The organism is Leifsonia sp. Y878, assembly GCF_057669685.1.
This window is the reverse complement of record NZ_JBYHFS010000002.1, coordinates 1,019,149-1,044,648: the sequence shown is the minus strand read 5'-3', so window position 1 is coordinate 1,044,648 and position 25,500 is coordinate 1,019,149. Positions and strand designations below refer to the sequence as shown.

The 25,500-nt window shown below is 65.1% G+C and carries 22 protein-coding genes and 2 tRNA genes; 18 read left to right on the top strand and 6 right to left on the bottom strand.

What is annotated here, in order from left to right:
* Positions 1-34: 34 nt before the first annotated feature.
* Positions 35-108 (top strand) — tRNA-Asp (locus AC25Y4_RS10960).
* Positions 109-182: 74 nt separating this feature from the next.
* Positions 183-255: transfer RNA gene (locus AC25Y4_RS10955), tRNA-Phe, on the top strand.
* A gap of 268 nt (positions 256-523) precedes the next feature.
* Here the strand turns inward: AC25Y4_RS10955 and AC25Y4_RS10950 are convergent.
* Positions 524-652: a hypothetical protein gene (locus tag AC25Y4_RS10950; protein ID WP_488120418.1), complete on the bottom strand. Its 129-nt coding sequence runs from the start codon at positions 650-652 to the stop codon at positions 524-526.
* 218 nt (positions 653-870) lie between these two features.
* Positions 871-1,608, bottom strand: a complete 738-nt coding sequence (locus AC25Y4_RS10945; RefSeq protein WP_488120417.1) for an IclR family transcriptional regulator — start codon at positions 1,606-1,608, stop codon at positions 871-873.
* Between the two features lie 154 nt (positions 1,609-1,762).
* On the opposite strand from AC25Y4_RS10945, the gene AC25Y4_RS10940 reads away from it, so the two are divergent.
* Positions 1,763-3,664 (top strand): FAD-binding monooxygenase, encoded by a 1,902-nt coding sequence (locus AC25Y4_RS10940; RefSeq protein WP_488120416.1) that lies wholly within the window; start codon positions 1,763-1,765, stop codon positions 3,662-3,664.
* A gap of 56 nt (positions 3,665-3,720) precedes the next feature.
* Here AC25Y4_RS10940 and AC25Y4_RS10935 read toward each other — a convergent pair whose 3' ends face one another.
* Positions 3,721-4,386 (bottom strand): GAP family protein, encoded by a 666-nt coding sequence (locus AC25Y4_RS10935; RefSeq protein ID WP_488120415.1) that lies wholly within the window; start codon positions 4,384-4,386, stop codon positions 3,721-3,723.
* A gap of 240 nt (positions 4,387-4,626) precedes the next feature.
* Between AC25Y4_RS10935 and AC25Y4_RS10930 the strand changes: the two genes are divergently transcribed.
* From AC25Y4_RS10930 to AC25Y4_RS10860, 15 genes are all read left to right on the top strand, one after another.
* Positions 4,627-5,928 carry an AI-2E family transporter gene (locus AC25Y4_RS10930; protein ID WP_488120414.1) on the top strand — a complete coding sequence of 434 codons (1,302 nt, stop codon included), beginning with the start codon at positions 4,627-4,629 and terminating at the stop codon, positions 5,926-5,928.
* Between the two features lie 373 nt (positions 5,929-6,301).
* Positions 6,302-7,855, top strand: a complete 1,554-nt coding sequence (locus tag AC25Y4_RS10925; protein ID WP_488120413.1) for a sugar transferase — start codon at positions 6,302-6,304, stop codon at positions 7,853-7,855.
* 44 nt (positions 7,856-7,899) lie between these two features.
* A complete protein-coding gene (locus AC25Y4_RS10920) occupies positions 7,900-8,511 on the top strand; it encodes an acyltransferase (RefSeq protein WP_488120412.1) in 612 nt (203 codons plus the stop codon).
* Entirely contained in the window at positions 8,508-9,206 is a 699-nt protein-coding gene (locus AC25Y4_RS10915; RefSeq protein ID WP_488120411.1) for a hypothetical protein, read from the top strand. The genes AC25Y4_RS10920 and AC25Y4_RS10915 overlap by 4 nt, the downstream gene beginning before the upstream one ends.
* A 9-nt stretch (positions 9,207-9,215) precedes the next feature.
* Positions 9,216-10,583: an MFS transporter gene (locus AC25Y4_RS10910; protein WP_488120410.1), complete on the top strand. Its 1,368-nt coding sequence runs from the start codon at positions 9,216-9,218 to the stop codon at positions 10,581-10,583.
* Positions 10,580-11,605, top strand: coding sequence for a TolB-like translocation protein (locus AC25Y4_RS10905; protein ID WP_488120409.1), 1,026 nt, complete (start codon positions 10,580-10,582; stop codon positions 11,603-11,605). Before AC25Y4_RS10910 ends, AC25Y4_RS10905 begins: the two co-directional genes overlap by 4 nt.
* Positions 11,602-13,401: a WecB/TagA/CpsF family glycosyltransferase gene (locus tag AC25Y4_RS10900; RefSeq protein ID WP_488120408.1), complete on the top strand. Its 1,800-nt coding sequence runs from the start codon at positions 11,602-11,604 to the stop codon at positions 13,399-13,401. The genes AC25Y4_RS10905 and AC25Y4_RS10900 overlap by 4 nt, the downstream gene beginning before the upstream one ends.
* 143 nt (positions 13,402-13,544) lie before the next feature.
* Entirely contained in the window at positions 13,545-14,555 is a 1,011-nt protein-coding gene (locus AC25Y4_RS10895) for a glycosyltransferase (RefSeq protein WP_488120407.1), read from the top strand.
* Positions 14,552-15,250 carry a polysaccharide deacetylase family protein gene (locus AC25Y4_RS10890; protein WP_488120406.1) on the top strand — a complete coding sequence of 233 codons (699 nt, stop codon included), beginning with the start codon at positions 14,552-14,554 and terminating at the stop codon, positions 15,248-15,250. Before AC25Y4_RS10895 ends, AC25Y4_RS10890 begins: the two co-directional genes overlap by 4 nt.
* Positions 15,241-16,443, top strand: a complete 1,203-nt coding sequence (locus AC25Y4_RS10885) for a hypothetical protein (protein ID WP_488120405.1) — start codon at positions 15,241-15,243, stop codon at positions 16,441-16,443. The genes AC25Y4_RS10890 and AC25Y4_RS10885 overlap by 10 nt, the downstream gene beginning before the upstream one ends.
* Positions 16,440-17,195: a PHP domain-containing protein gene (locus tag AC25Y4_RS10880; RefSeq protein WP_488120404.1), complete on the top strand. Its 756-nt coding sequence runs from the start codon at positions 16,440-16,442 to the stop codon at positions 17,193-17,195. The genes AC25Y4_RS10885 and AC25Y4_RS10880 overlap by 4 nt, the downstream gene beginning before the upstream one ends.
* A complete protein-coding gene (locus AC25Y4_RS10875) occupies positions 17,192-18,058 on the top strand; it encodes a glycosyltransferase (protein WP_488120403.1) in 867 nt (288 codons plus the stop codon). The genes AC25Y4_RS10880 and AC25Y4_RS10875 overlap by 4 nt, the downstream gene beginning before the upstream one ends.
* Positions 18,055-18,789, top strand: a complete 735-nt coding sequence (locus AC25Y4_RS10870; RefSeq protein WP_488120402.1) for a hypothetical protein — start codon at positions 18,055-18,057, stop codon at positions 18,787-18,789. The genes AC25Y4_RS10875 and AC25Y4_RS10870 overlap by 4 nt, the downstream gene beginning before the upstream one ends.
* Complete coding sequence (locus AC25Y4_RS10865; RefSeq protein WP_488120401.1) at positions 18,786-19,547, top strand: YveK family protein; 762 nt, start codon at positions 18,786-18,788, stop codon at positions 19,545-19,547. The genes AC25Y4_RS10870 and AC25Y4_RS10865 overlap by 4 nt, the downstream gene beginning before the upstream one ends.
* Positions 19,548-19,559: 12 nt before the next feature.
* Positions 19,560-20,918, top strand: coding sequence for an O-antigen ligase family protein (locus AC25Y4_RS10860; RefSeq protein WP_488120400.1), 1,359 nt, complete (start codon positions 19,560-19,562; stop codon positions 20,916-20,918).
* Here the strand turns inward: AC25Y4_RS10860 and AC25Y4_RS10855 are convergent.
* From AC25Y4_RS10855 to AC25Y4_RS10845, 3 genes are all read right to left on the bottom strand, one after another.
* A complete protein-coding gene (locus AC25Y4_RS10855; protein WP_488120399.1) occupies positions 20,897-22,849 on the bottom strand; it encodes a DUF4082 domain-containing protein in 1,953 nt (650 codons plus the stop codon). The genes AC25Y4_RS10860 and AC25Y4_RS10855 overlap by 22 nt on opposite strands.
* A 98-nt stretch (positions 22,850-22,947) precedes the next feature.
* Entirely contained in the window at positions 22,948-24,174 is a 1,227-nt protein-coding gene (locus AC25Y4_RS10850) for a rhamnosyltransferase WsaF family glycosyltransferase (RefSeq protein WP_488120398.1), read from the bottom strand.
* The gene (locus tag AC25Y4_RS10845) at positions 24,171-25,463 is read right to left on the bottom strand and encodes a glycosyltransferase family 4 protein (RefSeq protein ID WP_488120397.1); all 1,293 of its coding nucleotides are present in this window, start codon (positions 25,461-25,463) and stop codon (positions 24,171-24,173) included. Before AC25Y4_RS10845 ends, AC25Y4_RS10850 begins: the two co-directional genes overlap by 4 nt.
* Positions 25,464-25,500: the final 37 nt, after the last annotated feature.

Genomic DNA, 25,500 nt, shown 5'->3' with positions numbered 1-25,500 from the left:
CACAATTTAATAAAGTAATATGGTTTCACATCGAGGCCCTGTAGCGCAGTTGGTTAGCGTGCCGCCCTGTCACGGCGGAGGTCGCGGGTTCAAGTCCCGTCAGGGTCGCAAAAGTGAAAAGCCCTTCCGTAAAACGGAGGGCTTTTCTCTTAGGAAGCGGCTTCTCGAAGTTTGTTTCTCAAGGCTCTGTAGCTCAGTTGGTAGAGCGTTCGACTGAAAATCGAGAGGTCACGGGATCGACGCCCGTCGGAGCCACTTGGCCATTCTCCAGGCTTCTACTGGGGGGTGGCCTTTTTTTGTGCCCGAATCCCGGTCGGATAGACATCTGGCCAGTAGTTGTTCCGGTCTCGCTGCCCTCATTCGTCCCAGTACACCGATCCCGGCACGCATAACTCCTGCGATCTGTGGTCGCAATCGATTGCCGCCTCCGAATCATGCCGGAGCTGCCGACCGGAGCGCCATTCTGCAGGAGTTATGCATCCGCGATGGGCGGATTCGGCTAGGGCATCCATGCTTCGATTCTTCAGATGACGTCGAAGTGGACCACCTCGACGGCGTTGTTGCCGATTTCATGGCGGTACTTCTGGCTGCACGTTTCCGGCAGCGTCCGTTGCCCTGACACGCACGGTGTGGCTTCCGATGTCGGCGGCATCCCACTCGTACGACCGACATCCTGAAGATGACCCTGTGGCTCGCCGACTACCGTGACCGCGACGACGATGCCGAGGGCGGGTCGCCATGTTCCCCGACCCGGAGAACCGCCCCGCACGCCAGTGCATTGCCGCCGAGCTCGACGGGGGTTCGTTGGTGCAGTGCGATCTCTTCGCCGTGCTCAGCATCGCGAACGACCGGTAACAGTCGGCGCCGTTGTCAGCCTTCGATGGCCGAGCGGATGAGCCGCGCTGCGCGCTGCAGACTCGACGCGATCCGTTCCGGGTCAGTTTCCTGCGCCAGGTACACGACGGCGATTGCCGCCGGACGCTGGCCACGGAGCGAGAGCGGAACGGCGACCGATCGAACGGCCTGGATCACCTCGTCGTGGCTCGTTGCATAGCCTTGGGTAGTTGCCTGCACAACCTCCTCGCGCAGGCGCTCCGAAACATCGGCCGGCCATTCAGAGCGGGGAAGAATCGACAGGATCGCCTTGCCGGGGGCTCCCGTGGTCACGGGATGCCGCGCACCAGGACGCTGGACGACCGCGGCATCGGTGTGATGCGGCTCGACGCTGGCCAGCGTGATGCAACGATCGGTGTCGAGGACCGCAAGGAAACACGTCATGCCCAGTTCATTCGCGACGGCCGTGAGCTCTGGCAGGGCAGCCGATTGAAGGTCATGGGCGACTCCGGCGGCGAGCACGGCCATGCGCGCGCCGAGGGCGATGCGGCCGGCGGAATCCCGAGCGACGAGCCCGTGATCCTCCAGCGTGCGCAGCAGCCGATACGCGATCGAGCGGTGCACATCCAGCCGACGCGCAATCTCGTCGATCGCGAGCGGCGCGCGCTCGTCCGCGAGGATCTCGAGAATTCGGATGCCGCGACTCAACGTTTGCGACGCTGGCGCGCTGGCCGCGGCCTGTCCGCTACCGGTGGTACCAGTGCTGACCGCCATGGCATCCTCCAACGTTCGGTTCGTCAGCGGATGCTTGTGCAGCATCCGTTTGGCTCTCTATGATCGGACCAGTAATAGAATTCCGTGTTCGACTATAGAACAATGGCACGGGCGCGACAAGCCTCAACAGCGCAGTTGAGAGAGGATCCCCACAGTGCAGTTCCATAACTATGGCTATGTTTCCGAGAATCCACGGATCAGCCCTGCGGCCGGGGTCGGCCTGAATCGTTCATCAGAGCTTCCCGATGAGATGGACGTTCTCATCGTCGGGTCAGGCCCGGCCGGCATGCTCCTCGCTGCGCAGCTGTCGCAATTCCCCACCATCACGACGCGCCTCATCGAGAGGCGCCCAGGGCGTCTCGCCGTCGGACAGGCTGACGGCATCCAGGCCCGCAGCGTCGAGACCTTCCAGGCGTTCGGCTTCGCAGAGCGCATCGTTGCCGAGGCCTTCCAGCTGACCGCCATGAATTTCTGGCGACCGGATCCATCGGATTCATCGCGGATCATCCGCACCCAGCGCACCGACGACGACCCGCGCGGCATCAGCGAGTTCCCACACCTGATCGTGAACCAGGCGCGAGTCCTCGACTACTTCACCGAAGCGGCCGCCTACGGGCCGGCGCGCGTCTCGCCGGATTTCGGGTACGAGTTCGTCTCACACACGGTCACCGAAGGGGAGGAATTCCCAGTCGCCGTGACGCTTCGTCACACCACAGGTGAGCACGAGGGAGACGAGCGTGTCGTCCTTGCGAAATATGTCGTCGGCTGCGACGGCGCACGCAGCGCCGTGCGCGAGTCCATCGGGCAGAAGCTCATGGGCGACCAGTCGTTTCACGCCTGGGGCGTCATGGACACCCTCTCTGTCACTGATTTCCCCGACATCAGGACCAAGTGCGCCATCCAGTCCGAGAACGGCAGCATCCTGCTGATCCCCCGCGAGGGCGGATACCTCTTCCGCATGTACGTCGATCTCGGTGAAGTCGCCGCCGGCGACAACGGGGCAGTGCGTGAGACGACCATCGAGCAGACCATCGAAAGGGCGAACGAGATCCTCAATCCGTACACCCTCGATGTACGCGATGTCGCGTGGTTCAGCGTCTACGAAGTAGCCCACCGCCTCACCGAGAAGTTCGACGATGTGCCGGTGGAACTCGCCGGCATCCGCTCACCGCGCGTTTTCATCGCAGGCGACGCCTGCCACACGCACAGCGCCAAAGCCGGCCAGGGCATGAACGTGTCGATGCAGGACGCCTTCAACCTCGGCTGGAAGCTCGCCCAGGTGCTCGAAGGCCGAAGCCCTGAGACGCTGTTGGACACCTACTCAGGGGAACGCCAGATCATCGCCCAGTACCTCATCGACTTCGATCGTGAATGGGCGGCGATGCTGGCCAAGAAACCCGAAGAGTTCGAGAGCCCTGAGGCGCTGGGTGAGTTCTATCTTGAGACAGCCGAGTTCCCCTCCGGGTTCTCGACGCAGTACGGGCCATCCATGCTGACGGGCGATGCGACCCATCAGCAGTTCGCGACCGGGTTCCCGATCGGAAAGCGCTTCAAATCGGCGCGTGCGGTGCGCGTCGCCGACGCCAATCCTGTGCACCTCGGTCATCATCACCGAGCGGATGGACGCTGGAGACTCTACGTGTTCGCCGACGCTCCGGCCTCGGGAGAACGTTCGGCGCTCACCGACTGGGCAGAGTGGCTTGCCACCTCTCCCGACTCCCCCGTCGCAACATTCACGCCGACGGATGCCGACGTCGACAGCGTGTTCGACGTCAAGGTCGTCTACCAGCAGACGCACGACGCGGTGGATTTCGGCCAGGTGCCGCCGATCTTCCGGCCAACGGGCGGCCCATTCCAACTCATCGACTACGAGAAGGTCTATGCGGTCGACCCTGCAAACGACATCTTCGACGAACGCGACATCGATCGCGCCGGCTGCGTCGTCGTCGTTCGCCCCGACCAGTACGTCGCGCACGTACTGCCGCTGTCGGCGACTGACGAGCTGGCCGCCTTCTTCGCGCGGAGCATGCTGGCGCAGCGCGCACCCGTGGCCTGATCAGACTCGGATCGCCCATTGGCCAGATCAGCTGCGGGCCGGCGATGACTACGCGATCACAGATTCGTCAGTCCCGCCCCGATGATGACGACGCCGATCATGATCATGATCAGCGTTGTCACCGTGGCATTGTTTCGGATCATCCATTCCCGCGCAGAGACCAGGCGCGGTTCCATCTTCTTAGGCGCGGCCAGCGTGACGATGATCGGCACGGCAACCGTTGATGTCGCGATCACGACGTAGATCGTGACGACGACGACCGCTCCGGCCGGTGTCAGCGGTTCTCCACTGAGCACCAACCCCCCGGCAGCGCTGAGGAGCAGGCCTTTCGGCCGTAGGTTCAGCCCGAATGCCAGCCCCATTGACGACGCCGGGCCCATTGATCCCACGGCGTTCAGCCACTTGGGCAACGCACTGGTGGGCTTGTGGCGAGTGCGCCGCCAGAGAATGACGGCGAAGATCACCAGGGCAGAACCAATCACGATCTGGATGATGGCGATACCGAGATCCTGATGCTTCGTCGATGAGGGCGGCAGGAGGGCTGCACCCAGTGCGAACAGGATGAGCACACCTGCGACGCCCACCACCCACCCGATGAGAAACGGAATCGCAGACCGATCCCGGTTGGGCGAGAGCAGCAGGATGATCGTGGCTGTGATGGGAACCGAACTGAGCGCGACCGCGACGGCGATCGGCAGGAGCTGACCAATTGCCTGCAGCATCGAGCGCACCCCTCGTCGCCAAAAATCACCGAGAACCAGCAAGAAAATCGCGTGTTGAGTAGTGAGGATACCGCTAAGCATCCTTCCCGCGGCCGTATCGCTGCGCCATACTGAACCAGCGACATCCCAGTTCCTCTTGTCGCAGCATCTGGCCGTGAAGCACTGGACGCGTAGCCGGCGTTCACGAGCATCCGTTCAGCCAGCCGGTACCCACGTACCGGACGAGCGAGAGGACTCACCATGACAGAGGCAGCACCGGCAGAGGCAACACCGGCCGGGTCTGTACAGCCACCTGCCCGGCGGGCTGCGCTTCCGACCGCACCGCCGACCGCGCGTCAGGCCGCACCTCCGGCAGCGCCTCGACACACGGCATCTCCCTCAGCACCGCCAGCGCTACCTGCAGACCCGCCGCAGGGCGGAGGGCTCTCCGGCCGCTATCCCCGCGCGACGATCATTCTCGTTGCCCTCGCAGCCGCAACCGTGACGGCGGCCGGGATCAGCGGCATTCGCGGGATCCTGGCCCCCGTCCTCCTCACGCTCATCCTCACCATTTGCGCCCAACCCGTGCGTACCGGCCTGGAGAAGCGGGGCGTTCCGCATGGCATCGCGACAGGCTCGGTCATCGTGGTCGTCTTCCTACTCCTGGCCGGGTTCACGTACACGGTGATCATCGCGTTCGCCCAATTCGCCAGCATGCTGCCCCAATACTCAGAGCAACTGGCAGCCATCGGCACGACCCTCACCTCCTGGCTGTCGAGCATCGGCATCGGTCAGGAGCAGATCCAGGAGATCGCATCTGGATTCGACCCGAGTAGCATCGTCAGCTTCGCCTCAGGAATCCTCGGCAGCGTGTTCAGCATCACCGGCGCACTCGTCATCGTCCTCACCATGCTGATCCTGATGTCGGCGGATGCCGTATATGTCCCGACCATCCTGCGGCAGCTCGGCACGCGCCGCCCGGCGTTTGCCACCGCCATCGTCTCGTTCGCGAGCAATGTGCGCCGCTACATGGTCGTGACGACCGTGCTTGGCGTTGTCCAGGGCGCCCTGAACGCGCTGGCCCTGTGGATCATGCAGGTGCCGGCCGCACTCCTGTGGGGATTGCTCGCGTTCCTCTGCAGCTTCATTCCGAATATCGGCTACTTCTTCGCCATCATCCCGCCGCTCGTTTTCGGTTTCCTGGTCGGCGGCTGGCCGACGGTCGTGGCCGTTGTCGTCGTCTACGGCGTGATCAATGCCGTTGTGCAGTCCATCATCCAGCCACGGGTCGTCGGCAACGCCGTCGCCCTCAGCCAGACGCTCACGTTCTTCTCCGTGCTGTTCTGGGCCGTCATCATCGGTCCGATCGGCGCCATCCTCGCCATTCCGCTCACGCTCCTGGCCCGGATGATCCTGATCGATTCCGACCCGTCAGCGCGCTGGCTGCGGCCCGTGATCGGAGACACGACGGAGACCAGGGCGATCATGAAGACCGACGACGCCGCCGCGAAGCAGGCGCGAAAAGACAAGCGGATGTCCAAACAGGCTGGTCAGGACGCCTGAATCTTCCGTGCCCCACCGCGACGCCTCCCCCACTCGCCACCCCCCGATGAGGTGACAGCGGGGTTTCCAGACTCGCGCTATGGTCGGCACATGCGGAGCTGAGAATGCATCACGTTCTTGGCTCCACTCATTCGCACCTTCCCTAGAGGCGCGCCTGCCGTGCACCCGCACGGGAAAAATCACCCGCTCCATCCGTACGACACCATTGCCCATTTTGAACCTGTAAACCCGAAATGCAGGGAACTAAAAAAGTGACTACGTCTGTGACGAGTCGGCTACTTTGTCGACCGACAAATACCGGATCCACCCCATCCGGCTTCATCCACTCCAACCCGGACCGCCCTGGAACCCCTCGCCCTGAGGTGAGTCCAGCATGAGCGAACTGGAACCAAGCCTGCCCTTGGCCGGCACCCTGCCATTCGGCCGCATGGCGAAGCTGACGCTCGTCGACACTCCGAGCCCGACGGCGCCGCCGTTCACCATCGACTCCCAGATCTCAGGATTGCGCTGGGCGAAGCGATACCGCAGAAAGCTGCGGGTGACCGACAGCCTCATTATCGCGATCGCGGTCGCCGTCGCGCTGTTCGTTCGTTTCGGCGTCTCCGAAACGGCGACGGCCGCAACAGCGGGGGCGGTGGCCACCGGCTACTGGGTTATTTCGCTCCTGATCATTGCCACCTGGATCTTCTCGCTTGCCGTGTTCCGCACGCGGGACTCGCGAGTGATCGGTGTTGGAGCAACCGAATACAAGCAGGTCATCAACGCGAGCGCCGTGGCGTTCGGAAGCCTGTCCATCGGCTTCCTGGCCTTCCAGGTCGACATTGCACGCGGCTACTTCATCCTGGCGCTGCCCCTCGGCGTCGCAGGGCTCGTGCTGTCCAGGTGGCTGTGGCGCAAGTGGCTGCTCAACCAGCGACATTACGGCCACTATCTCTCCCGCGTGATCGTGGTGGGCGATCAGGATGACGTCGAGTACGTCGTCACCCAGATCGAACAGAAATCGGGGGCTGCGTACTATGTCGTCGGCGTCGCCCTCGACGACTCAGCGAAGACCAGCATCCACACCGGCACCAAGCGGGTGCCCGTTGTCGCTACCTTCGAATCGGTCGCCGATGCCGTCTCCTCGCTGGGCGTCGACACGGTGATCGTCGCCGGCCTGCCAGGTGGCGGCGGCTCTTTCATCCGCAATCTGGGGTGGGAGCTTGAGCGCACGTCGGCTGAGCTCGTGCTCTCGAGCAGGCTGACGGATGTCGCTGGGCCGCGAATTCACTTCCGTCCCGTTGACGGCCTTCCTCTCATTCACGTGGAGATCCCGCACTTTGAGGGCGTCAAGCATGACTTGAAGCGCACCCTCGACGTTGTGGCGTCTGGCGCAGCGCTCCTGCTGCTCCTCCCCGCCTTCCTGGTCGTCGGGCTGCTGATCCGGCTGGACAGTCCTGGCCCTGCACTGTTCACACAGGAGCGCTGCGGCCGGAACGGCAAGACGTTCAGGATGATCAAGTTTCGGTCGATGGTGACATCGGCGGAGAGCGACCTTGATGCCCTGCGCGCGGCGAACGAGGGGTCTGGGGTGTTGTTCAAGATTCGCAACGACCCCAGGATCACGCGGCTTGGACGGGTGATCCGCAAGTACTCCATCGATGAGTTCCCGCAGCTGTGGAACGTGTTCATCGGCGAGATGAGTCTCGTCGGGCCCCGTCCACCGCTGCTCACCGAGGTCGCCGGGTACGAGACGCACGTGCATCGCCGGCTCTACATCAAGCCAGGACTGACCGGGATGTGGCAGGTGAACGGTCGCTCGAACCTCGATTGGGAGGAGAGCGTTCGTCTCGACCTGTACTACGTCGAGAACTGGTCGCTCATGGGCGACCTGATGATCCTCTGGCGCACGGTACGCGTGCTCACCAATCCAACCGGCGCCTACTAGCGCACCCGTGAAATGACATTTGGACTATGTGGGGAATGCCGCGCATGACAGAGAATCCCGCCATGATCGCACCAACGGCTGACGTCGACCCGACGGCCATCGTCGGTGACGACGCCCTGGTTTGGCACCTCGTTCAGATCAGGGAGAACGCCCACGTCGGGGAGGGGTGCATCCTCGGCAGGGGCGCGTACATCGGCCCTGGCGTGGTCGTCGGGCGCAACTGCAAGATCCAGAATTACGCCCTGGTCTATGAGCCGGCCGTTCTCGAAGACGGGGTCTTCGTTGGCCCGGGAGTCATCTTCACGAATGATGAGTATCCGAGGGCGATCAATGCCGACGGGTCGCGCAAGGGCGCGGAAGACTGGCGCATGGTCGGCGTGATGGTCGGTACAGGGGCATCCATCGGTGCCCGCGCCGTGTGCGTCGCACCGGTCATGATCGGTCGCTGGTCCCTCGTTGCCGCCGGTGCCGTCGTGACGACGGATGTTCCCGACTTCGCCATCGTGGCCGGCGTCCCTGCCAGGCAGATCGGCTGGGTCGGGCGCGCAGGCGTGCCCCTGGTGGCGGGCGAGGGTGACCAGTTCACGTGCCCTGCGACGGGCGACACCTTCGAGGCAGACAGGGGCGAACTCAGATTGGTTGGGCCGCGCATATGAATCGACGCATCGTCATCATTGCGGGAGGAGCCGCTGCCGTACTCATTATGGGCGGCGTCATCGTCGCTGCGCAGCAGGGCACCTCCAGCACGGATGCCGGTGCAGAGGTCCAGACGCCGGCTTCGGCGGCGCCGTCGTCGCCACCGCCCACCGCGGCGGGCGCCATCGCCGATGATCCGAACACGAACACCCCGGCCCCTGCACCGGATGGCATACCGGACGACACTGCGGCGACGCCTGGCGCCGGCGACCCCGGCACGCGGTATTCGACAGAGGTGCTGCCCCCGGCCAGCCCGCCGTCGACCTCGCTTCCGCAGTCGAAGCCGCCGCCCGTGCTGGTATCCCTCCCACTTCCCGCCTCGAAGAGCGCGGATGGCGGCCTCGTCGACGGCTTCCCGTCTGCGGTGATCGGCACCGCCCCCGATTCCACGATTTCCGGCAGTTCAGTGTCGTCGGAGGGCGCCAGGCTGCACGCGACACTCACCGCCAGGTCGACCCTCACCGGCACCGATGTGCTCGGTTACTACCGAACGACGTTTGCCCAGCTCGGCCTCTACGACGTTGTGGCGCCAGCAGCGGCAGGGTCGAGCGCCCTGGCCTTCAGCAGGGACGAGAACAGCGTCACCATCACGGTCACAGAGCGCGCGGGTGGCTGCAGCTACGAGATCTTCGCCTCATTCACGGCCGCTAGCTGACGGGGAGCCATGTACATCTCGTTATCCGACCGCAAGGCGAAAGCAACCTCGTCCGGCGTTGCCGACATCGACCCTGGCGGTCGTCCGCATCCGCACAGGGCCGCGACGCGCGTGTCCTCCGTGGTGATTGCGCTCGGCATCGTCAGCATGCTCACCGACGTGTCATCCGAATCTGTCTCAGCCATCCTGCCGCTGTACATCACCGGCGTCCTCGGGCTGTCGACCGTCGCCTACGGTTTCATCGACGGCATCTACCAGGGCATCAGCGCTATCGTGCGGATCGCCGGCGGCTGGGCGGCAGACCGCGGTGACCAGCCCAAGTGGATCGCATTCTTCGGCTACGGCATCTCAGCCATCGCCAGGATCGGCTTGCTGTTCGCCACCGGCTTCAGCGCGATCGTCGCGATTGTGGCCATCGACCGACTCGGCAAGGGCGTTCGCACCGCCCCGCGCGACGCACTCATCACGGCGTCATCGCAGCCGGACAATCTTGGCCACTCCTTCGGCGTGCACCGCATGCTCGACACCGTCGGGGCCGCCGTCGGGCCCCTGCTGGCCTTCGTCATCCTCTTCTTCATACCGGATGGCTACAGCACGATCTTCGTGGTGTCGCTCGCGTTCGCGCTGCTGGGCGTCTTCATCCTCGGACTCGTCGTGCCGAACAAGCGACCGCGCGCCGAGCGGGCCGTGGCCGCCAACGGCAGCACGCTTGGCGAAGAAGGCGGCGAAGACGATGGCGAACCCGATTCCACTCCTGCTGCCGCTGCGCCCTTCCGCTGGCGGAACCTCACCGATCCCCGACTGCGCAGACTCCTGCTGGCTGCCGGCCTGCTTGGAGTGCTGACCATCGGCGACGGTTTCATCTACCTGGTGCTGCAGAGCCGCGACTCCTTCGCTGCGGCCTGGTTTCCGCTGCTATACGTCGGCACGAACGTTGCGTTCCTTGCCCTGGCGATTCCACTCGGCCGGTTGGCCGATCGATTCGGTCGCGCCCGTATCTTCGTGCTCGGCCACCTCGCCCTACTCGCGGCGTACGTGTGCGCGGCGATCCCGGCGACCGGTGCCGCGCTCACCGTGGCCTGTCTCGTGTTGCTTGGCGCTTTCTACGCCGCGACCGATGGCATCTTGGCCGCCCTCGCCGCAGAGAGCACGCCCCTGGCCAGCAGGGCAAGCGGCATTGCAGCCGCCCAGACCGTCGTCGCCATCGCCCGGCTTGTCGCGTCAACCGGATTCGGGCTGCTCTGGTTTGCGATCGGACGCGAGAGCGCCATGCTTGCCGCCGCCGCAGCACTCGTTGTCGTCATCCCGGTCGTTGCGATCGTGCTGCGCGGTGTGCTGACCGGCCGCAGTGGTCCGCCGATCACGGAGGCACGATGACCCCGCGCCAACGCGTCTGGCTGCTCGCGCTCGGCACGACGCTGCTGCTCGGCGGCGCGACCGTCTACGGTGCCGTCGCGTTTGCGGGTGCCCAGCAACGCGCCGCCGCGCCGAGCGCCGTCGACACGGTGATGGCCGACACCGCGACGGATGCCCCGGCCGCCGGCCCGCGGATCGTCTTCCGGAATACGGCGTCGGGGGCGGGGTACGGCCTGGTGGCCAGCGTCCCACTGGGCGACCCAGCTGGAACGCGAACGGTGACATCCGCCGCCTGTGACCGGGTCTACGCCACGACGAGCGTGGGAATGTGCCTGCACATCGACCGCGGTGTCGTCACCACGTTCAGGGCAACCCTGACGGATGCCAACTGGAACGAGATCCGGTCATGGCCGCTGCCCGGCATGCCCAGCCGCACGCGCGTCTCGGCCGACTCGCGCCTGGTGTCGTCGACCGCGTTCGTCACCGGTGAGTCGTACGCCACCGTCGGTTTCTCCACGCAGACCGTCATCTCCGCCGTCGATGGCACGGAGTATGGCAACCTCGAAGACTTCGCGCTGATGGTGAACGGCGAACAGGTCACCGCTATAGATAGGAACGTCTGGGGCGTGACTTTCGCCGACGACACCGTGTTCTACGCGACAGCGGCATCGGCCGGACAGACCTGGCTGGTGCGCGGCGATCTCGACGCCCGCACGCTCACAGCCATCAGGGACAACGTCGAATGCCCCTCGCTCTCCCCCGACGGCACTCGCATCGCGTACAAGAAGAACTCCGGCACGATCAGCCAGCCGTACTGGGGAATCGCCGTGCTCGACTTTGTGACGGGCGCCACGACGATCCTGCCAGAGGAGTCGAACGTTGACGACCAGGTGGAATGGCTCGACAACGACACCCTGCTGTACGGGATGCAGAACAAGGCCACGGTGGGCGACAGCACAGTGTGGTCGATCCCGACTGACGGAACATCCGCTCCCCGCGTGTTCATCGAGCACGCCTGGTCCCCATCGGTGGTGAGGCAATGACGTTCACAGATACCCGGCTCATGCTCGGCGGCTCGGCTGTCGATCTGCGCGAGTTCGACGAGACAATCGATTCCGTGGCTGATCGGGCGCGCTCGACGGATGGCGTCCCCCTCGTCGTTGCATCGATCAACCTCGACCATGTGCACCATTTCGGCACGGGGTCTCGACTGTTCGGCACCCTCGACGCCGCCGAATCGCCGCCAGCCCTGGAGTGGCTGAACCTCATCGACGGCGCACCGCTGGCGTCCCAGGCCGGACGCCTCACCGGCAAGAGCTGGCCCCGGCTGGCCGGCAGCGATCTGATCGGCCCGATCCTGGCGCAAGCCGAGCGGGACGGCACCCGCATCGGCTTCCTCGGCGGTGCGGCCAGCACGCACGCCGTGTTGCGCGAACAACTCGCGATTACGCACCCTGCGCTCATACTCTCTGGCTGCTGGGCGCCTGAGCGAGCGGAGTTGTCCGACGCAGAGCGATCGCTCACCATTGCAGAGGAGATCAGGGCTGCCGGCACAGACATGCTCATCGTCGGGCTCGGCAAGCCCCGCCAGGAACTGTGGATCGCCGAGTACGGCGAGGTCACGGGGGCCAGGGTCCTGCTGGCGTTCGGTGCGGTCGTCGATTTCCTCGCTGGTCGAGTGGGCCGCGCCCCGCACTGGATCGCCGACCACGGCCTCGAATGGGCCTGGCGGCTCAGTCTTGAACCCCGGAGGCTGGCGAGCCGGTATCTCGTCAACGGTCCGCCGGCGTATCTCGCCGTCCGGCGCTCCCGGCTGGTGCCGGTGACGTCTGGCCGGCCAGCACCGCCTGATCAGTCAGCGGCGCCCCCTGTGCCGGTGGAGTCTGATCGGCGGGGCGAGGCCCTCGGCAGCATCATCATTCCGGCGCACAACGAGGAAGCGGTGATCGCGCGCACCCTCGCATCCATTGCACCACTCGCCGTGGGGAAGATCGCGGAGATTCTCGTGGTCTGCAATGGCTGCACGGACAGCACAGCGGCAGTCGCCGCACGGTTTCCCCACGTGCGCGTGATCGAGATTGCGGCGGCGTCGAAGAGCGCTGCAATGAACGCCGGTGATGCGGAGGCAGGTTTCTGGCCACGCCTCTATCTGGATGCCGATATTGAAGCACCGCCAGAGGCGATCATCTCGCTCTTCACGTCGCTGCGCGATGGCGGCGCATTGGCCGGCCGACCTAGGTTCCGGTACGCCACCGATGGGGCATCCTGGCTGGTCCGCAGCTACTACCGCGCGCGAACGCGCATGCCGACCACCCATGGCTCATTGTGGGGCGCCGGCGCCTACGCCATCACGGCAGAGGGACACGAGCGATTCGAGTCCTTCCCTGCGCTGTTTGCCGACGATCTCTACGTCGACAGCCTGTTCACGGCCGGCGAGAAGCGCATTCTTGACACCCCTCCGATCCTCGTCCGCACGCCGCTTCGAACTCGCAGCCTCGTCGCCGTTCTGACCAGGCAGGCGCACTCAAACGTGCCGGTGGGCACGGCATCCACCACGGGGTCCAGCCTGAAAGGGTTGGTGTCCTCGACGCGGAGCATCACCGACGCGTGTGACACCGCCGCGTACGCATCGTTGACGCTGCTTGGACGGCTTCGATCGCGGAGGGCCGAGCGAATGGCGGTGCAGCGCGGAAGCCAGCCGGCCTGGGAACGCGACCTGTCGAGCCGCCAGAACACGACGGCAGAACCAGCGATCCCCCCGCTGGGAATGGTGGCACCCCCGCTTGGGGGGAATCGGATCACCGCCAGCGGCGATAGGGTCGGTCACGCGGAGAGCTGAGATTCGTTCACTTACCCGAGCGATCCAGCTCTTCGCGCCACTTACGAATTATGACCTGTTGAACCCGAAACCTCAGGGAATGTCTCCGTGTACAAATATGTGTATCTTCTTTCGTCGACCCGTGACGAGCGTCAGGCGCTCAGATGACGGCCTCGCCGCTCCACCCACCAGTGCGTCGCATCGTCGTCGCGATCGTGACGTTCAACAACGCCGAGCACATCTCGCGCCTTGTCGACTCCATCCGAGCCGCCGACCCCGGTATCGATCCCCGCATCCTGGTCATCGACAACGCGTCGACGGATGACACCATTGCGGTGGCGCGCGCACTGACCAAGGTCACCGTCATCGAATCCGGTGCCAACCTGGGCTACTCAGGCGCGATCAACATCGCCAGGATGCACCTCGGCGCCACAGACACCCTGGCCATCCTGAACCCCGACCTCTCGCTTGCCCCCGGTGCTCTCACCGAACTGCTGCGAGCGCTCGACGATCCCCGTGTCGGTATCGCGGCGCCGCTGCTGCGCGAACCGGACGGTTCGGTGTACCCGCACCTTCGTCGGGAGACCTCGATCCTCGGTTCCCTCGGTGACGCACTGATCGGCGCCCGGTGGCCGACCAGGCCGCGCTGGTTGAGCGACACCCTGCGGCGCGAGGAGGATTACCGCACTCCGCATGACATCGCCTGGGCCGGGGGCGCCGCCCTCCTCATCTCGGCTGAGTGCAACGCTCGCATCGGCGAGTGGGACGCGCAGACCTACTTCCTCTATTCGGAAGAGACCGACTACGCACGCCGGGCACGCGACGCCGGATACCTGGTGCGCTTCGTGCCCACCGCATCGGCCACCCACATCGGTGGCGGATCAGGCCAGCCGAAAGAACTGCTCGCACTGATGGCCGTCAACAAGGTCCGCTATTTCGACGCACACCACGGACCACTCGCCACCACGACGTTCAGGGGAGTGGTCGCCCTGCACCACACGCTCAGGGCACGAGACCCCCGCCATCGTTTCGCAGCGCGGATTGTGTGCTCCAGGTCGTCATGGGCGCAGCTGCCCTCCGCGGCCACCTCCCCAGCTGCCGCCGGGTCTGGCGTCAGCGTCGCCACCGCCGCCGCCACCAACGTCGGTACCGGATCAGCGGAGGTGCCTGTATGAGCGCCACCATGTCGACAGCGAGCTCCAACCGACCGCTCACCCTCTGCTTTCACGGCATCGGCTCCCCCGATCGTCGGCTTGAGCCAGGGGAGGAACGCTTCTGGATCTCTGCCGGACAATTCGACGACATCCTGGACGTCGTGGCCGCGCATCCGCGGCAGGTCGGCCTGACGTTCGACGATGCGAACGAGTCAGACCACACCCTTGCCCTCCCTGCCCTTCTCCTGCGAGGCCTGCAGGCAGAGTTCTTCGTCATCGCCAACCGGGTTGACGACGCCGGCTCGCTGAGCACCGCGCAGATCGCAGACCTCTACGCCAGCGGAATGAGCATCGGAACGCACGGGATGACCCATCGTTCCTGGCGCGAGCTCAGCCTCGCCCACGAATTCGAGCATGAACTCGGCGAGTCATCACGGCTGCTCGAAGCCATCACGGGGGCGCCGGTCCGATTGGCGGCCTGCCCGCGTGGTCACTACGACCGACGCGTGCTGGCCGAACTGAAAGCCCGCGCGTTCACGCGGGTGTACACGGTGGACGAGGGCAGCTCGAGGCAATCCGCCTGGCTGCAAACCCGGTACACGCCCATCTACTCCGATACCGCCGCGTCGATCACGGAGCTGCTCGACGACCCGGACTCACTCCTCGGGGGCCGCGCACTGCGCAGCGTCAGGCAGGCGGTGAAACGATGGCGCTGACATCCGTTTCAGGGCCGACGGTGCTCGTGGGATTCGCGGAGGCCTTCGCGGCGATCGAGGCGATCTGGTCGCTGCAGCGCGCCGGAATGCGCGTCGTGGTGTTCAGCAGGGCCGGCACCAAGTCGGGTGCGCGGGCTGTGCGGGGAGCGACGGTCGTCGACATCCGCTCCCCCGAACATGACCTGCAGGGCGCACTCGCCGACCTCGCGCAGGCCATCACAAAACTGGCACCCGATGCGCTTCTCCCGCTGGATGACGCGTCCTTGTGGCTGTGCAACCGGGTCGAACGGGGCGCTGTCGCCCTCGCAGGACCCGATGTCAGCGGGTCGGCCTTCGCCCTCGACAAGGCAGCCCAGGTCGAAGCGGCGCTTCGCGTTGGTATCAGCGTGCCCGCCACCGAGATATTCGCCGACGTGGCCGATGTGCGCGTTGACCGTTGGCCAGTCATCGTGAAACCAGCGGATGCCGTGCGCCCAGCTGGCAACGCATTGGTTCGGCCCCAGGGCAAAATCTGTGCAACCCCATACGAACTCACCGTCGCGCAGGCCGCGATGCGACGCGGCACCGTGCTGGTGCAACAGTTGGTGTCTGGCGCAGGCGAAGGCATCTTCGGATTCGCCGGAGAGAACGGGCCCCAGGACTGGAGCGCCCACCGGCGAGTGCGGATGCTGAACCCGCACGGCTCTGCGTCATCGGCGTGCGAGTCCATTGAGGTCGACGACGACCTTCGCGAACGGGTTACCGCGCTCCTCACCACTGTGTCGTGGCGGGGACTCTTCATGGCGGAATTCCTGAGGGATGCGGACGGCACCGCCTGGTTCATGGAGCTGAACGGTCGGGCGTGGGGAAGCCTCGCCCTGGCACGACGGCGTGGCTTCGAGTACCCGGCATGGGCCGTTCAGGCTGCGCTCGGACTCCCCCAGCATCCGCTGCCCCCGACCACGCCGCCGCACATCGTCGCGCGGCACCTTGGCCGGGAGATCGGCCATCTGGGCTTCGTCCTCCGCGGGCCGCAGACGACGGCGCCCTCGTCCTGGCCACGGACTGGCACGACCGTGCGCAGCCTGCTGACAATTCGGCGCGGCGACCGGCTCTACAACTGGGATCCCCGGCAGCCGCGCGTGCTCGCCGCCGATACGTGGCGGACGCTGGCAGACCTGGCCGCCGCGCGCAGCAGGCGAGGTGCGGCATGAAGACGATACGGATCGCCTCGCACATCCACTCTGCCTGGTCAGACGACTCGTCGGCGGCACTCCCCGCCCTCGTGAAGACCCTGCGCCGCGTTGGCTACCACGGAGCGCTGATCTCCGACCACGACCGCACCATGACAGAGCAGAGCTGGTACCTGCTGCAAGCCGAGTGCGCCAGGGTCACACAGGCGACGAACTTCCTCCTGGTGCCTGGAATCGAGTATCAGGATCCGGATCACGTTGTGCACATGCCGGTGTACGGCGGCGTCCCGTTCTTCGGCCGCAGCCCGAAGCTCGACGAACTGCTGCCCGCCGCCCACGCAGCCGGCGGCGTCGCCGTCTTCGCCCACCCGGCCAGACGCGATGCCTGGCGACGCTTCGACAAGGCCTGGATCCCGTTCCTCGGCGGGATCGAGGTCTGGAGCCGCAAATATGACGGGATCAGGCCCAACGAGTGGGCGCTGGAGACGTCGGCGCTCCTCGGAATGACTCCCTATGTCTCGCTGGACTATCACGGACCGCGCCAGCTCTTTCCGCTCGCCATGAAGGTGCGGGTGTCGCAGCAGGCCGAGCCGGAAGACGTACTCAGGGCCCTCCGCACCGGATCGGTGCGACCGAGTGCCTTCGGCATGCACCCCGACAGGTTCAACTCAGGTGCGCTCGGTACGGTGAGCGCCGGCATGGAAGCAACGAGACGTTGGGGAGCCCCGCAACTGCGACGCCTTGAGCACACAGTCGGAGGTCGGCACGAATGAATTCCACCGACATCGACCACGTGCTGCTCACCCGGTTCAATCTGCCGTCGCCCGGAGCTGAGAGCGTCATCAGGGCCAAGGATGGCTGGCTGACCGCGCGGGTTGAACTCTTCGATCGCTACTGTGTGCCGTCGGTTCTCGCCCAGACGGAGCACAATTTCTCCTGGATCATCTATTTTGATCCGGCAAGCCCCCGCTGGCTGGTTGACCGGATGGAACGCTACGCCTCCCAGGGCGTCTTCACCCCGGTATATAGGAGCAGCGTCAGCCACGACGAACTCCTCGTCGACATCGAGGCCACCATCGGCGTGCGCCGCACCACCCTCATCACGACCAATCTCGACAACGACGACGGGCTGGCCAGGGACTTCGTCGAACGCGTCCAGGCTGTCAGCACCGTGCACGAGCGCGCGGCCGTCTACCTGGAGAACGGCGTGATCGCCAGTCCATCAGGGCTGTATCTGCATCGCGACCCGCACAATGCGTTCTGCTCTGTACGTGAGCCGTGGACCGAGCCCAAGACCTGCTGGTCTGACTGGCACAACCTGCTTGGGAAGTCGATGCCCGTCATCGAGGTTGCCGGGGAACCCGGCTGGCTCCAGGTGGTCCACGGCAGCAACGTGAGCAACCGCACCCGCGGCAAGCTGGTCGCCCCCGCCGCATACACCGGCCGCTTCCCCACCCTGCCGACCGACCTGCCGGAGCCGCGTACCCGCGATCTCCTGCGTGATCGGGTGGTGTCTGGGCCGGCCAGGACCACCAAAGAAACGGTGCGGGCAGCCGCCAAATGGCTCGCCCTCACCGTCGTCGGCAAACAGGGGCTCGATCGCATCAAGCTCAGGCTCGTCGGAGCGCCGAAATGACAACGGGCGCACTGCTACGAATTCTTGCCAGGCGCTGGTACGTGCTCGCGGGCGCGCTGCTCATCGCCGGATTCGCGTTCGTGTTCATGGCCAAGTCGGGCGGCGCCTACGTCGCGGAGGCACAGGTGGTGTTCATCGCTCCGGGGACGGATGCCGTGGGTAAATTCAACGAAGGCTATCGCGACACTCTGGTGAACTTCGCTGCGGCCATCGAGCGCGAGTTCCACGATGGCGAGCAATCGGACCGACTGGCTGAACATGCGTCGTTGTTCGGCGCCGGTATCGCACAGGGGTACCAGGTCGTGCTGCCGAACAGCGGTGGGCAGTGGGCTGACAGCTTCGCGACGCCTGCCCTCTCCGTCAAAGTCGCCGGGCCGAGCGCCGAATGGGTGAGTGCAACCATGACGTCGTTACAGGACCGCGTTGACGCGCTCACCCGCAGCAGGCAGGTCGACTCCGGTGTCAGCGCCGAGCAGATGATCGTCACAGACCGGGTCCCTGTCGTCACCGTCGTCAGCTACGTCGGCAATTCGAGAAGTACCCAGGCGCGGGCGCTGCTTGCGCTGTTCGCAGTCGCGGTCGGCGCAGCAGCCGCTGCCTCCGTTGCGCTCGAGGGCCGCGCCCGCCGACGGGAATCCGCCGGCCACACGGCATCGGCCTCCTCCTCAGCCGCATCCGCACCCGCTTTCACGTCCGCTCAGCCCCTTCCAGAGAAAGTTCGTGCGCCATGAACCTGAAGACGCTCCTGCACAGCCTGCGACGCCGCTGGTACATCGTCATCGTCGGCCTGCTCGCCACGGCGGCACTCAGCGGATACGCCTATTCGCACACGTCACCGACGTACCAACGCACAGGCAGCATTCTCCTCATCCCCGGGGCGACGAGCATCCCAGAGGGTGGTAACCCGTACCTCTATCTCGGCGGTCTCGGGCCGGCGAGCGACGTGCTCGTGCGCGCGATGACCGCCAGCGAGGTACTCACGCCCATCGTTGGCGATGACCCGACAGTGCGCGTTGCCATCAATCGCGACACATCGACCAGCGGCCCGATCATCGTCGTATTCGCCAGCGGCCCAGACGAAGCCCAGGTCGCTGAGGTGTTCACCGAGGTGCTGGATGTGCTCCCGACGACCCTCGACACGCTCCAAACAAGCACCGGCGTCGCGTCAGAAGCCAAGGTCACGTCACTCCCGCTCACCGCCGACACCGAGAGCACCGTGAGCCAGAAAGACCGCATCCAGGCCATCGGCCTCATCGGAATCGGTGGTTTCGCCATGACCCTGTTGCTCACCGGGTTCATCGACGGCATGATCCTCGCCCGTCGACGTCGCCGCAGCAAGCCGGCATCGACTGCAGTACCCGTCGACGCGAGTGCCGCTCGTGCGACATCCGCTCCCTTCCCGAGCTACGACGACGAAGAACTCGCCCTCGCCAACATCGCGCGCCGGAACGCCACCGAATCACACACGCCGACACCCACGCGCGGCTGACGCTGACCGCTCATGACAATGACGATCTCCCCGATAGACCTCCGATTCGGTCGCTCGTCCGCGCCGACGGGCAGCACGGGGATCGACGGCGTCACCGTGCTCAGCGTCTACCTGGTGCTGTTATGCGCAGTGCCATCGAGTCTCACGATCACCGCTCTCGGCTCGGCGGGCCGACCAGCAGGGCTGTGGGCACTCGCCGCCACCCTCTGGTGGTGCTGGCACCAGATCCAACGCCATGCCCCGTCGAGTGGCGCCCCGCAGATCGTGCGCACGGCGCTGTTCTGCTTCCTCGGCCTTGCGGCGATCAGCTATGCGTGGGCGATGCTGCGCGGGCTCCCCTCCGATGAGCTCAGTCCGGCAGACAACGGATTGCTGCGGTTGGTGGCCTGGGCAGGGATTCTGCTCGTCGCCAACGACGGCATTGAGGATGTCACCGGCTTTCGAAAGCTGCTGCGCCGGATCGCACTCGCCGGCGGACTGCTTGGCACCCTCGGAGTGCTGCAGTTCGCGACGGGCGAATCATTGATCAACTGGATCTCGATCCCTGGCATGGGTTCTGATTTCTCCGGATTAGCCGGCCTCGACACGCGGGGCGGCTTCCCCAGGGCGTCGGCGACCGCAACCCATCCGCTTGAGTACGGGATGGTGCTGTGCATCGCATTCCCCATCGCGCTCACCCTGGCGATGGAAGACGTTACCCGGTCGCGAATTGTGCGATGGTTTCCCGTCGGGGCGATTGCCGTTGCCTCGATCCTGTCTGTGTCCCGCTCTGCCATGATCGGGCTCGTCGCAGGGGCAATCGTCCTTGTTCCGTCCTGGTCCCCCAGAATCCGCTTGCTCGTCGGAGGCATTGGCACGGCGATCATCGTGATGGTCGGGGCGCTTGTGCCCGGGCTGCTCGGAACGCTCAAAGGCTTGTTCACGGGAATCTCCGGAGATCCGAGCGCCCTCTCGCGCACAAGCAGTTACGACTCGGCGGCCGAACTGCTCAGTCGTTTTCCCCTTATCGGCAAGGGGTTCGGTACCCTGTTGCCCCGGTATCACATCTTCGACAATCAGTACCTGCTGCTCGCGATTGAGCTTGGCGTGCTGGGGTTACTCGCATTTCTGGTGCTGCTGGCTGCCGCGCTTTTCAGCGCAGGTCGTGCCCGCACCGCTGCGATCGACACCCTTGACCGCCAGTTGTGCCAGGCGCTCATCGCATCCACTGTCGCTGGAGGCGTGCTCCTGGCGTTCTTTGACGGCTTCGCGTTTCCGATGGCGGCAGGCATGGTCTTCCTGACGCTCGGCCTGTGCGGGGCTGCCCGGCGGCTGTTTACCGTGCGGCAGCCCCGAGAGACCGTGCTGCGTCAGCCGAGCGCCACCCGATAGATGTGGTAGCTGTACTCCTCGCCAAATGAGTCGGTGAAGCGTCCAGACCCGTCGACTGCGAGTGTCCTGTTCTCGCCCACAACCTCAACGGACCTGCCGGAGACTCCGGCTGGCAGCTGGAGAGTGCGGCTGCCGGGCTTCGTTGAGCCGTCAACCATGGCGAAGATGTACGCCGATCCATCCTTGGCCTTGAGCATCGTGTCGAGACCTGCGCCGAATGAGTACTCGTACGACTGGGTGTTAATGACGCTGGCGAGGTTGTGGATCACGGCGTTCACCTCTTTCACGGCGGCGACTTGCTTGCCGCCACAGAAGTTCGCGGTGACCTGGCTCTGCCGGAAAACGTTTCCGCTCTGGCAGGAGCCGGTCAGGCTCTGATTGAAGTAGGCGATGCCGCGCGCCTCGTTGATGATCGAACTCATTACGGCGCCCTTCAGCTGGCCAGGCGTGATCGAGACGGCGGGGGCGTCACTTCCCGGACTGCCGCTGAAGTTCTCCACCCATTGCCAGAGCGGCTGCAGCGAGCCGTCCGCGGCATCCTGCTGGCGAAGAGAGTTCATCATCTTCCCGTAGCTGGATGCCGTACGGCAGTTGGACTGGGAGACCGACGTCAGGTAGGTGTCGCGGTACGGCGTCCAGTCGCAGTATGGAACCGTGTACCAATACATATCGAGCGACACGACGTCGGTGAATGCGTTGACGTACTTCTGCGCTGCGGCCTGGTTCATGTCGTCACTGACGACCATCTGTGTGTAGTTCGCGTACTTGAACCGCCCGTCGTCGCCGAGCTTGTCGACAATTCCCTGGAGGTAGGCATGCCCTTCCGCGACGGAGTATCGGCCGTCAACCTCATCGTCCAGGAAGTTCCCCACCCAGTTCGCGCTGCTGTCGGTGAATGAACTGTTCAGTCCCTCGCCAACCCAGAAGACTCCGTTGTCTGCGAACAGGCGGTAAGGGGTGCCCTCCCACATGCCGCTGTATGTGTTGATTCCGAGTGACTTGTCGTACGCCACTTCTTCATCGCTGCTGAAGTTTCCGTACCAGGACACGATCGGGAAGAAGCTGGGGTCGTCCCACCCGGCAGCGTCGGTCTTGGCGAACTTCTTCCAATAGGCCGGGCCGCCCTCCCACGGAACCCTGGGGAGGTTCAGCACGCTCGTCGACGAATCGGGGGCCGGTGTCGGCGACGGAGTCGGCTTCGGAGTTGCAGAGGGGGCGGGCGTCGCTGTCGGCGAGGGGCTCGAGGTGGGTACCGCTGGCGGCGTCGGCGTCGCCGATGGAACGGGCGTCGTTGTCGGCTTCGGTGCTGTCGACGGCAACGGTGTGATCGGGGCCATCGACTGGAAGATCACATCGACGTAGTAGTTGCTATTGCGATAGGTCTGGTTCGGGAAATCGCCATTGCCGTATCGATAGACGCCGCCGCCCTTCGGAACGGTCAGCGACCCGCGCGTGACGGGTGCGGAGAAATAGCCGACGTCGGCCGAGTACCGGCCTTTTGGCGCCAGGTACGACGCCACATACGTCTTCCCCTTCTCAATCGTCACCGGCCGCGCAAACGTCGCGGTCTGCCAGCCTGATGCCGACTCGCGGGTGAAGGACACCTTCGAAAGCCGCTTGCCAGTGCTGCTCCACAACGACCCGGTGTGTGTGCCCGTGTTCTTGGCCCCCTTGTAGAAGCGGATGCCGGTGACGGTGCCATCGGTGCTGCTGCTGAATTGAACACCGAGTTCAACCGATTGCCGGTCTGGGTCGGTGATGGTGCCCGGCGTCGCGGACCCGAGGATACTCGTGACAGTAGCTGCCTGCCCGGAGAACGATGGCACCAGCACCAGGCCGGCGACCAACCCGGCGAGTGCAATGAGTCGTACGGTGAGGGATCGCCGCGATCCGGTAGTTGGATCAGCCTGCGTCGTTCGCCCTACGACCATAATTGTCTCCTCATCAGTGATTGACATGACAATTGCTCACGTTAGCAGATGGGTTGGTCGCACCGTCAAGCACGGTTTGCGCGCGAGTTGAGCAGGCGTCAGATCGCGGCACCCACCGGGTCTGACTCACTGGCCACCGTTGCGGCGACAGCATCGATGACAATTGCCTGCGCCGGTCCCCATCCTCTCCGCACTGAGAGCGCTGCCTGCTGCGAGCGCCCTGGCTGGTCTCTCGCCTCGACGATCCGGCTGAGGGCATCCGCAATACCACCGGGTGTCGGCGCCGCCCATTCGACGCCTGCACTGTCGAGGTCGGCCCTTGCCATGGGTGAATCGTTGACGACGGGAATCGCTCCCGCAGCGAGCAGCTCTTCGGCAACCAGGGAAATATTCGTGAATGACATCGCAATCCCGGCGATCGACTGGTTGTAGAGCTCGTTGAGTTGTGCCGGGGAGAGACGGCCGTGGTCAATTGTCGGCACTGTCCAGTCATCAACGACACCCCCGTACACGTGAATGGGTTGCTCTGGATGCCGCTGATGGAACTCCTCGAGCCCCAGCTTCGCCAACTGGAACCCCCGCCGATCCGCCCCTGGTTTGGCATAGAACACCACTCCAGAGCGCGTGCCCGTGTTCGTCAGCGAATAGGTGTCGGTGTCGCACCCGAACGGCGCAACAGTGCAGGCCACCCCCATATGTTCGAGCTCGCCGGCGACCATTTCCCCCAGCGCGATCGTTGTGAACCCGAATCGATATGAATCCTCTGCCAGCGCGAAGAGCGACCCCCTCGGGTAGAAATACGGTTCGAAATCCTGCACGAAATACAGCCGAGGCACCATGGCGTCCAGCCGGGACACGATGACGTGGGCGGTCTCCCACGAACTCGCAATACACGCGTCGATGCCGTTGATGCCGTCTCCGGCGCTCCTGATCTCCGCAGCGACCTGTGGCCACTGCTCCCTGAGCACCGCCGTGTGGCGGTCAAGGTCACCGCCGTGCCTGTCGTACAGGAACAACACGCATCGATAACCGCTGGACTCCAGCCCCTCGACCATCCGGAACAACGTCGTATGACCGCCGGAGCCTGCGCTTGGCGGGGTACACACGATGCCGATCACCGGGGAGTCAGGATTGCGCGCTGCCGACTGGACCGGCGCAGGGCGCAGTCGGGTGGAATCGGCAACGTCCTCCTGTCGGAGCGGGAAATCGAGCGTTCCCGCGTCGTATTTGACCCACAGTCGACGCACGATCCGTTTCATCACGTCGTCGATACCTTCGCGTTGCACGCGACGAACCATCTCGCTCACGCTTGGCTTCGATCTCATTTCTGTCCCTCTCCAACGGCTAGCGGATGCATGTGGGCGCGCTCGTCCGGCAGCTTGGCGGCCGGAGTTGCCAGCTCGGCGCCCGGCCTCTCCCAGTTCCCGCGCGGCGCGGCCTGGCGGTGACGGCGGCCAGGGAGATGCCTGGCCGCCGCGGCAAGTTCCAGATCACGCTCAGACCACCACTGTCGAAACCCGTAGTTGGCCGCGGCATCGTCGTACACCGCCGCCAATTTCCGGGCCATTGCGCGGAGGCCGAAGTTCTCCTCTGCGAATGCCCTGCCGAAATCGCCGAGCTCGCCCCACTCCGTCCGATGCGCGAGCAGTGTGCGAATTTCGGCGGCGAGGTCGCCCGCCGGATCCTCCGGACTCTCGGGGCTCCAGAAACTCATTCGGAACAGCTCATGTGCAGAGGCCGGCGTGAAACGCTGGCTGCGACCGTGCTCGCCGATGACGATCAGGGGCTTGGCGAACGCCAGTCCCCTGGCGGCTGAGCTGCCCATGCCGAGCACAACATCTGCCGCTGCGTACGCCTCTCGCGGATCGGACAGCGGCCCGGCGAAGATGATGGCGGTCCTGCCCAGGCTGGCATTGATCGCATTCCCGATCCCTCGAAGTCTCTCCTCGGCGTTCCCGGTACCGACAACCACGAGGTCAACCGCGGCATCCGCTAGCCGTTCGACGGCACGCATCGACGTTTCGATGCTCGTGGCCTTCATGTCTTCGTCGAGGCGGCTGACGATGACGAGGCGCACAGCGGAGTCGTCAAGACCCAGCGACCGGGCGAACGCGGTGCCGCTGACCACCCGCGCATCGTCCCTGTCCACGTCGACGGGCGGGCTGATCAGGTCGACGCGGTGGTGGCGCCGGAGCATCTCGTCTCGCAGATAGCCAGTGCCGACAATCAGGTTCGCGGCTCGGTAGCCCTCCATGACGTACATCTCGTAGTTTGTCATCACCAGCGGGCGCCGGCCGAGCAAGCACGGCCCCCAGAAGGCAGGCCGCCACGACCATCCGCTGTATGCGTGCACGATGTCGGCCTGGTGCACGGCAGCGAGCCGCGCGAGGTCCCTCGCTCCGTGCAGGATCGACCTCGGCCTGTCGTACGGCTCCAGCCGCACGCCTCGTTCCTCGGCGAGGTCGAGCAACGACGGCCCGGCCACCACCGTGTCCCTTGGGGCGACAAGCACCGACTCGTAGCCGAACTCGCGCACGGCGGCCGCGAGATCGACCGAGTTCGTCTGGAGACCCCCCAACGTGAATGCGACGGTCTGCACCAGCACTTTCTTCATCGCTTCACCTGCCATGTCCGTTGTGCGTGAGTGTTGT

Bases quoted from the DNA above. Each gene is read 5' to 3' on its own strand.
- AC25Y4_RS10860 (WP_488120400.1), top strand. From the start codon at position 19,560: ATGACAATGACGATCTCCCCGATAGACCTCCGATTCGGTCGCTCGTCC.
- AC25Y4_RS10900 (WP_488120408.1), top strand. From the start codon at position 11,602: ATGACGTTCACAGATACCCGGCTCATGCTCGGCGGCTCGGCTGTCGAT.
- AC25Y4_RS10865 (WP_488120401.1), top strand. From the start codon at position 18,786: ATGAACCTGAAGACGCTCCTGCACAGCCTGCGACGCCGCTGGTACATC.
- AC25Y4_RS10895 (WP_488120407.1), top strand. From the start codon at position 13,545: ATGACGGCCTCGCCGCTCCACCCACCAGTGCGTCGCATCGTCGTCGCG.
- AC25Y4_RS10950 (WP_488120418.1), bottom strand. From the start codon at position 652: ATGCCGCCGACATCGGAAGCCACACCGTGCGTGTCAGGGCAACGGACG.
- AC25Y4_RS10855 (WP_488120399.1), bottom strand. From the start codon at position 22,849: ATGGTCGTAGGGCGAACGACGCAGGCTGATCCAACTACCGGATCGCGG.
- AC25Y4_RS10920 (WP_488120412.1), top strand. From the start codon at position 7,900: ATGACAGAGAATCCCGCCATGATCGCACCAACGGCTGACGTCGACCCG.
- AC25Y4_RS10875 (WP_488120403.1), top strand. From the start codon at position 17,192: ATGAATTCCACCGACATCGACCACGTGCTGCTCACCCGGTTCAATCTG.
- AC25Y4_RS10915 (WP_488120411.1), top strand. From the start codon at position 8,508: ATGAATCGACGCATCGTCATCATTGCGGGAGGAGCCGCTGCCGTACTC.
- AC25Y4_RS10945 (WP_488120417.1), bottom strand. From the start codon at position 1,608: ATGGCGGTCAGCACTGGTACCACCGGTAGCGGACAGGCCGCGGCCAGC.
- AC25Y4_RS10850 (WP_488120398.1), bottom strand. From the start codon at position 24,174: ATGAGATCGAAGCCAAGCGTGAGCGAGATGGTTCGTCGCGTGCAACGC.
- AC25Y4_RS10910 (WP_488120410.1), top strand. From the start codon at position 9,216: ATGTACATCTCGTTATCCGACCGCAAGGCGAAAGCAACCTCGTCCGGC.
- AC25Y4_RS10890 (WP_488120406.1), top strand. From the start codon at position 14,552: ATGAGCGCCACCATGTCGACAGCGAGCTCCAACCGACCGCTCACCCTC.
- AC25Y4_RS10905 (WP_488120409.1), top strand. From the start codon at position 10,580: ATGACCCCGCGCCAACGCGTCTGGCTGCTCGCGCTCGGCACGACGCTG.
- AC25Y4_RS10935 (WP_488120415.1), bottom strand. From the start codon at position 4,386: ATGCTGCAGGCAATTGGTCAGCTCCTGCCGATCGCCGTCGCGGTCGCG.
- AC25Y4_RS10845 (WP_488120397.1), bottom strand. From the start codon at position 25,463: ATGAAGAAAGTGCTGGTGCAGACCGTCGCATTCACGTTGGGGGGTCTC.
- AC25Y4_RS10930 (WP_488120414.1), top strand. From the start codon at position 4,627: ATGACAGAGGCAGCACCGGCAGAGGCAACACCGGCCGGGTCTGTACAG.
- AC25Y4_RS10870 (WP_488120402.1), top strand. From the start codon at position 18,055: ATGACAACGGGCGCACTGCTACGAATTCTTGCCAGGCGCTGGTACGTG.
- AC25Y4_RS10880 (WP_488120404.1), top strand. From the start codon at position 16,440: ATGAAGACGATACGGATCGCCTCGCACATCCACTCTGCCTGGTCAGAC.
- AC25Y4_RS10925 (WP_488120413.1), top strand. From the start codon at position 6,302: ATGAGCGAACTGGAACCAAGCCTGCCCTTGGCCGGCACCCTGCCATTC.
- AC25Y4_RS10885 (WP_488120405.1), top strand. From the start codon at position 15,241: ATGGCGCTGACATCCGTTTCAGGGCCGACGGTGCTCGTGGGATTCGCG.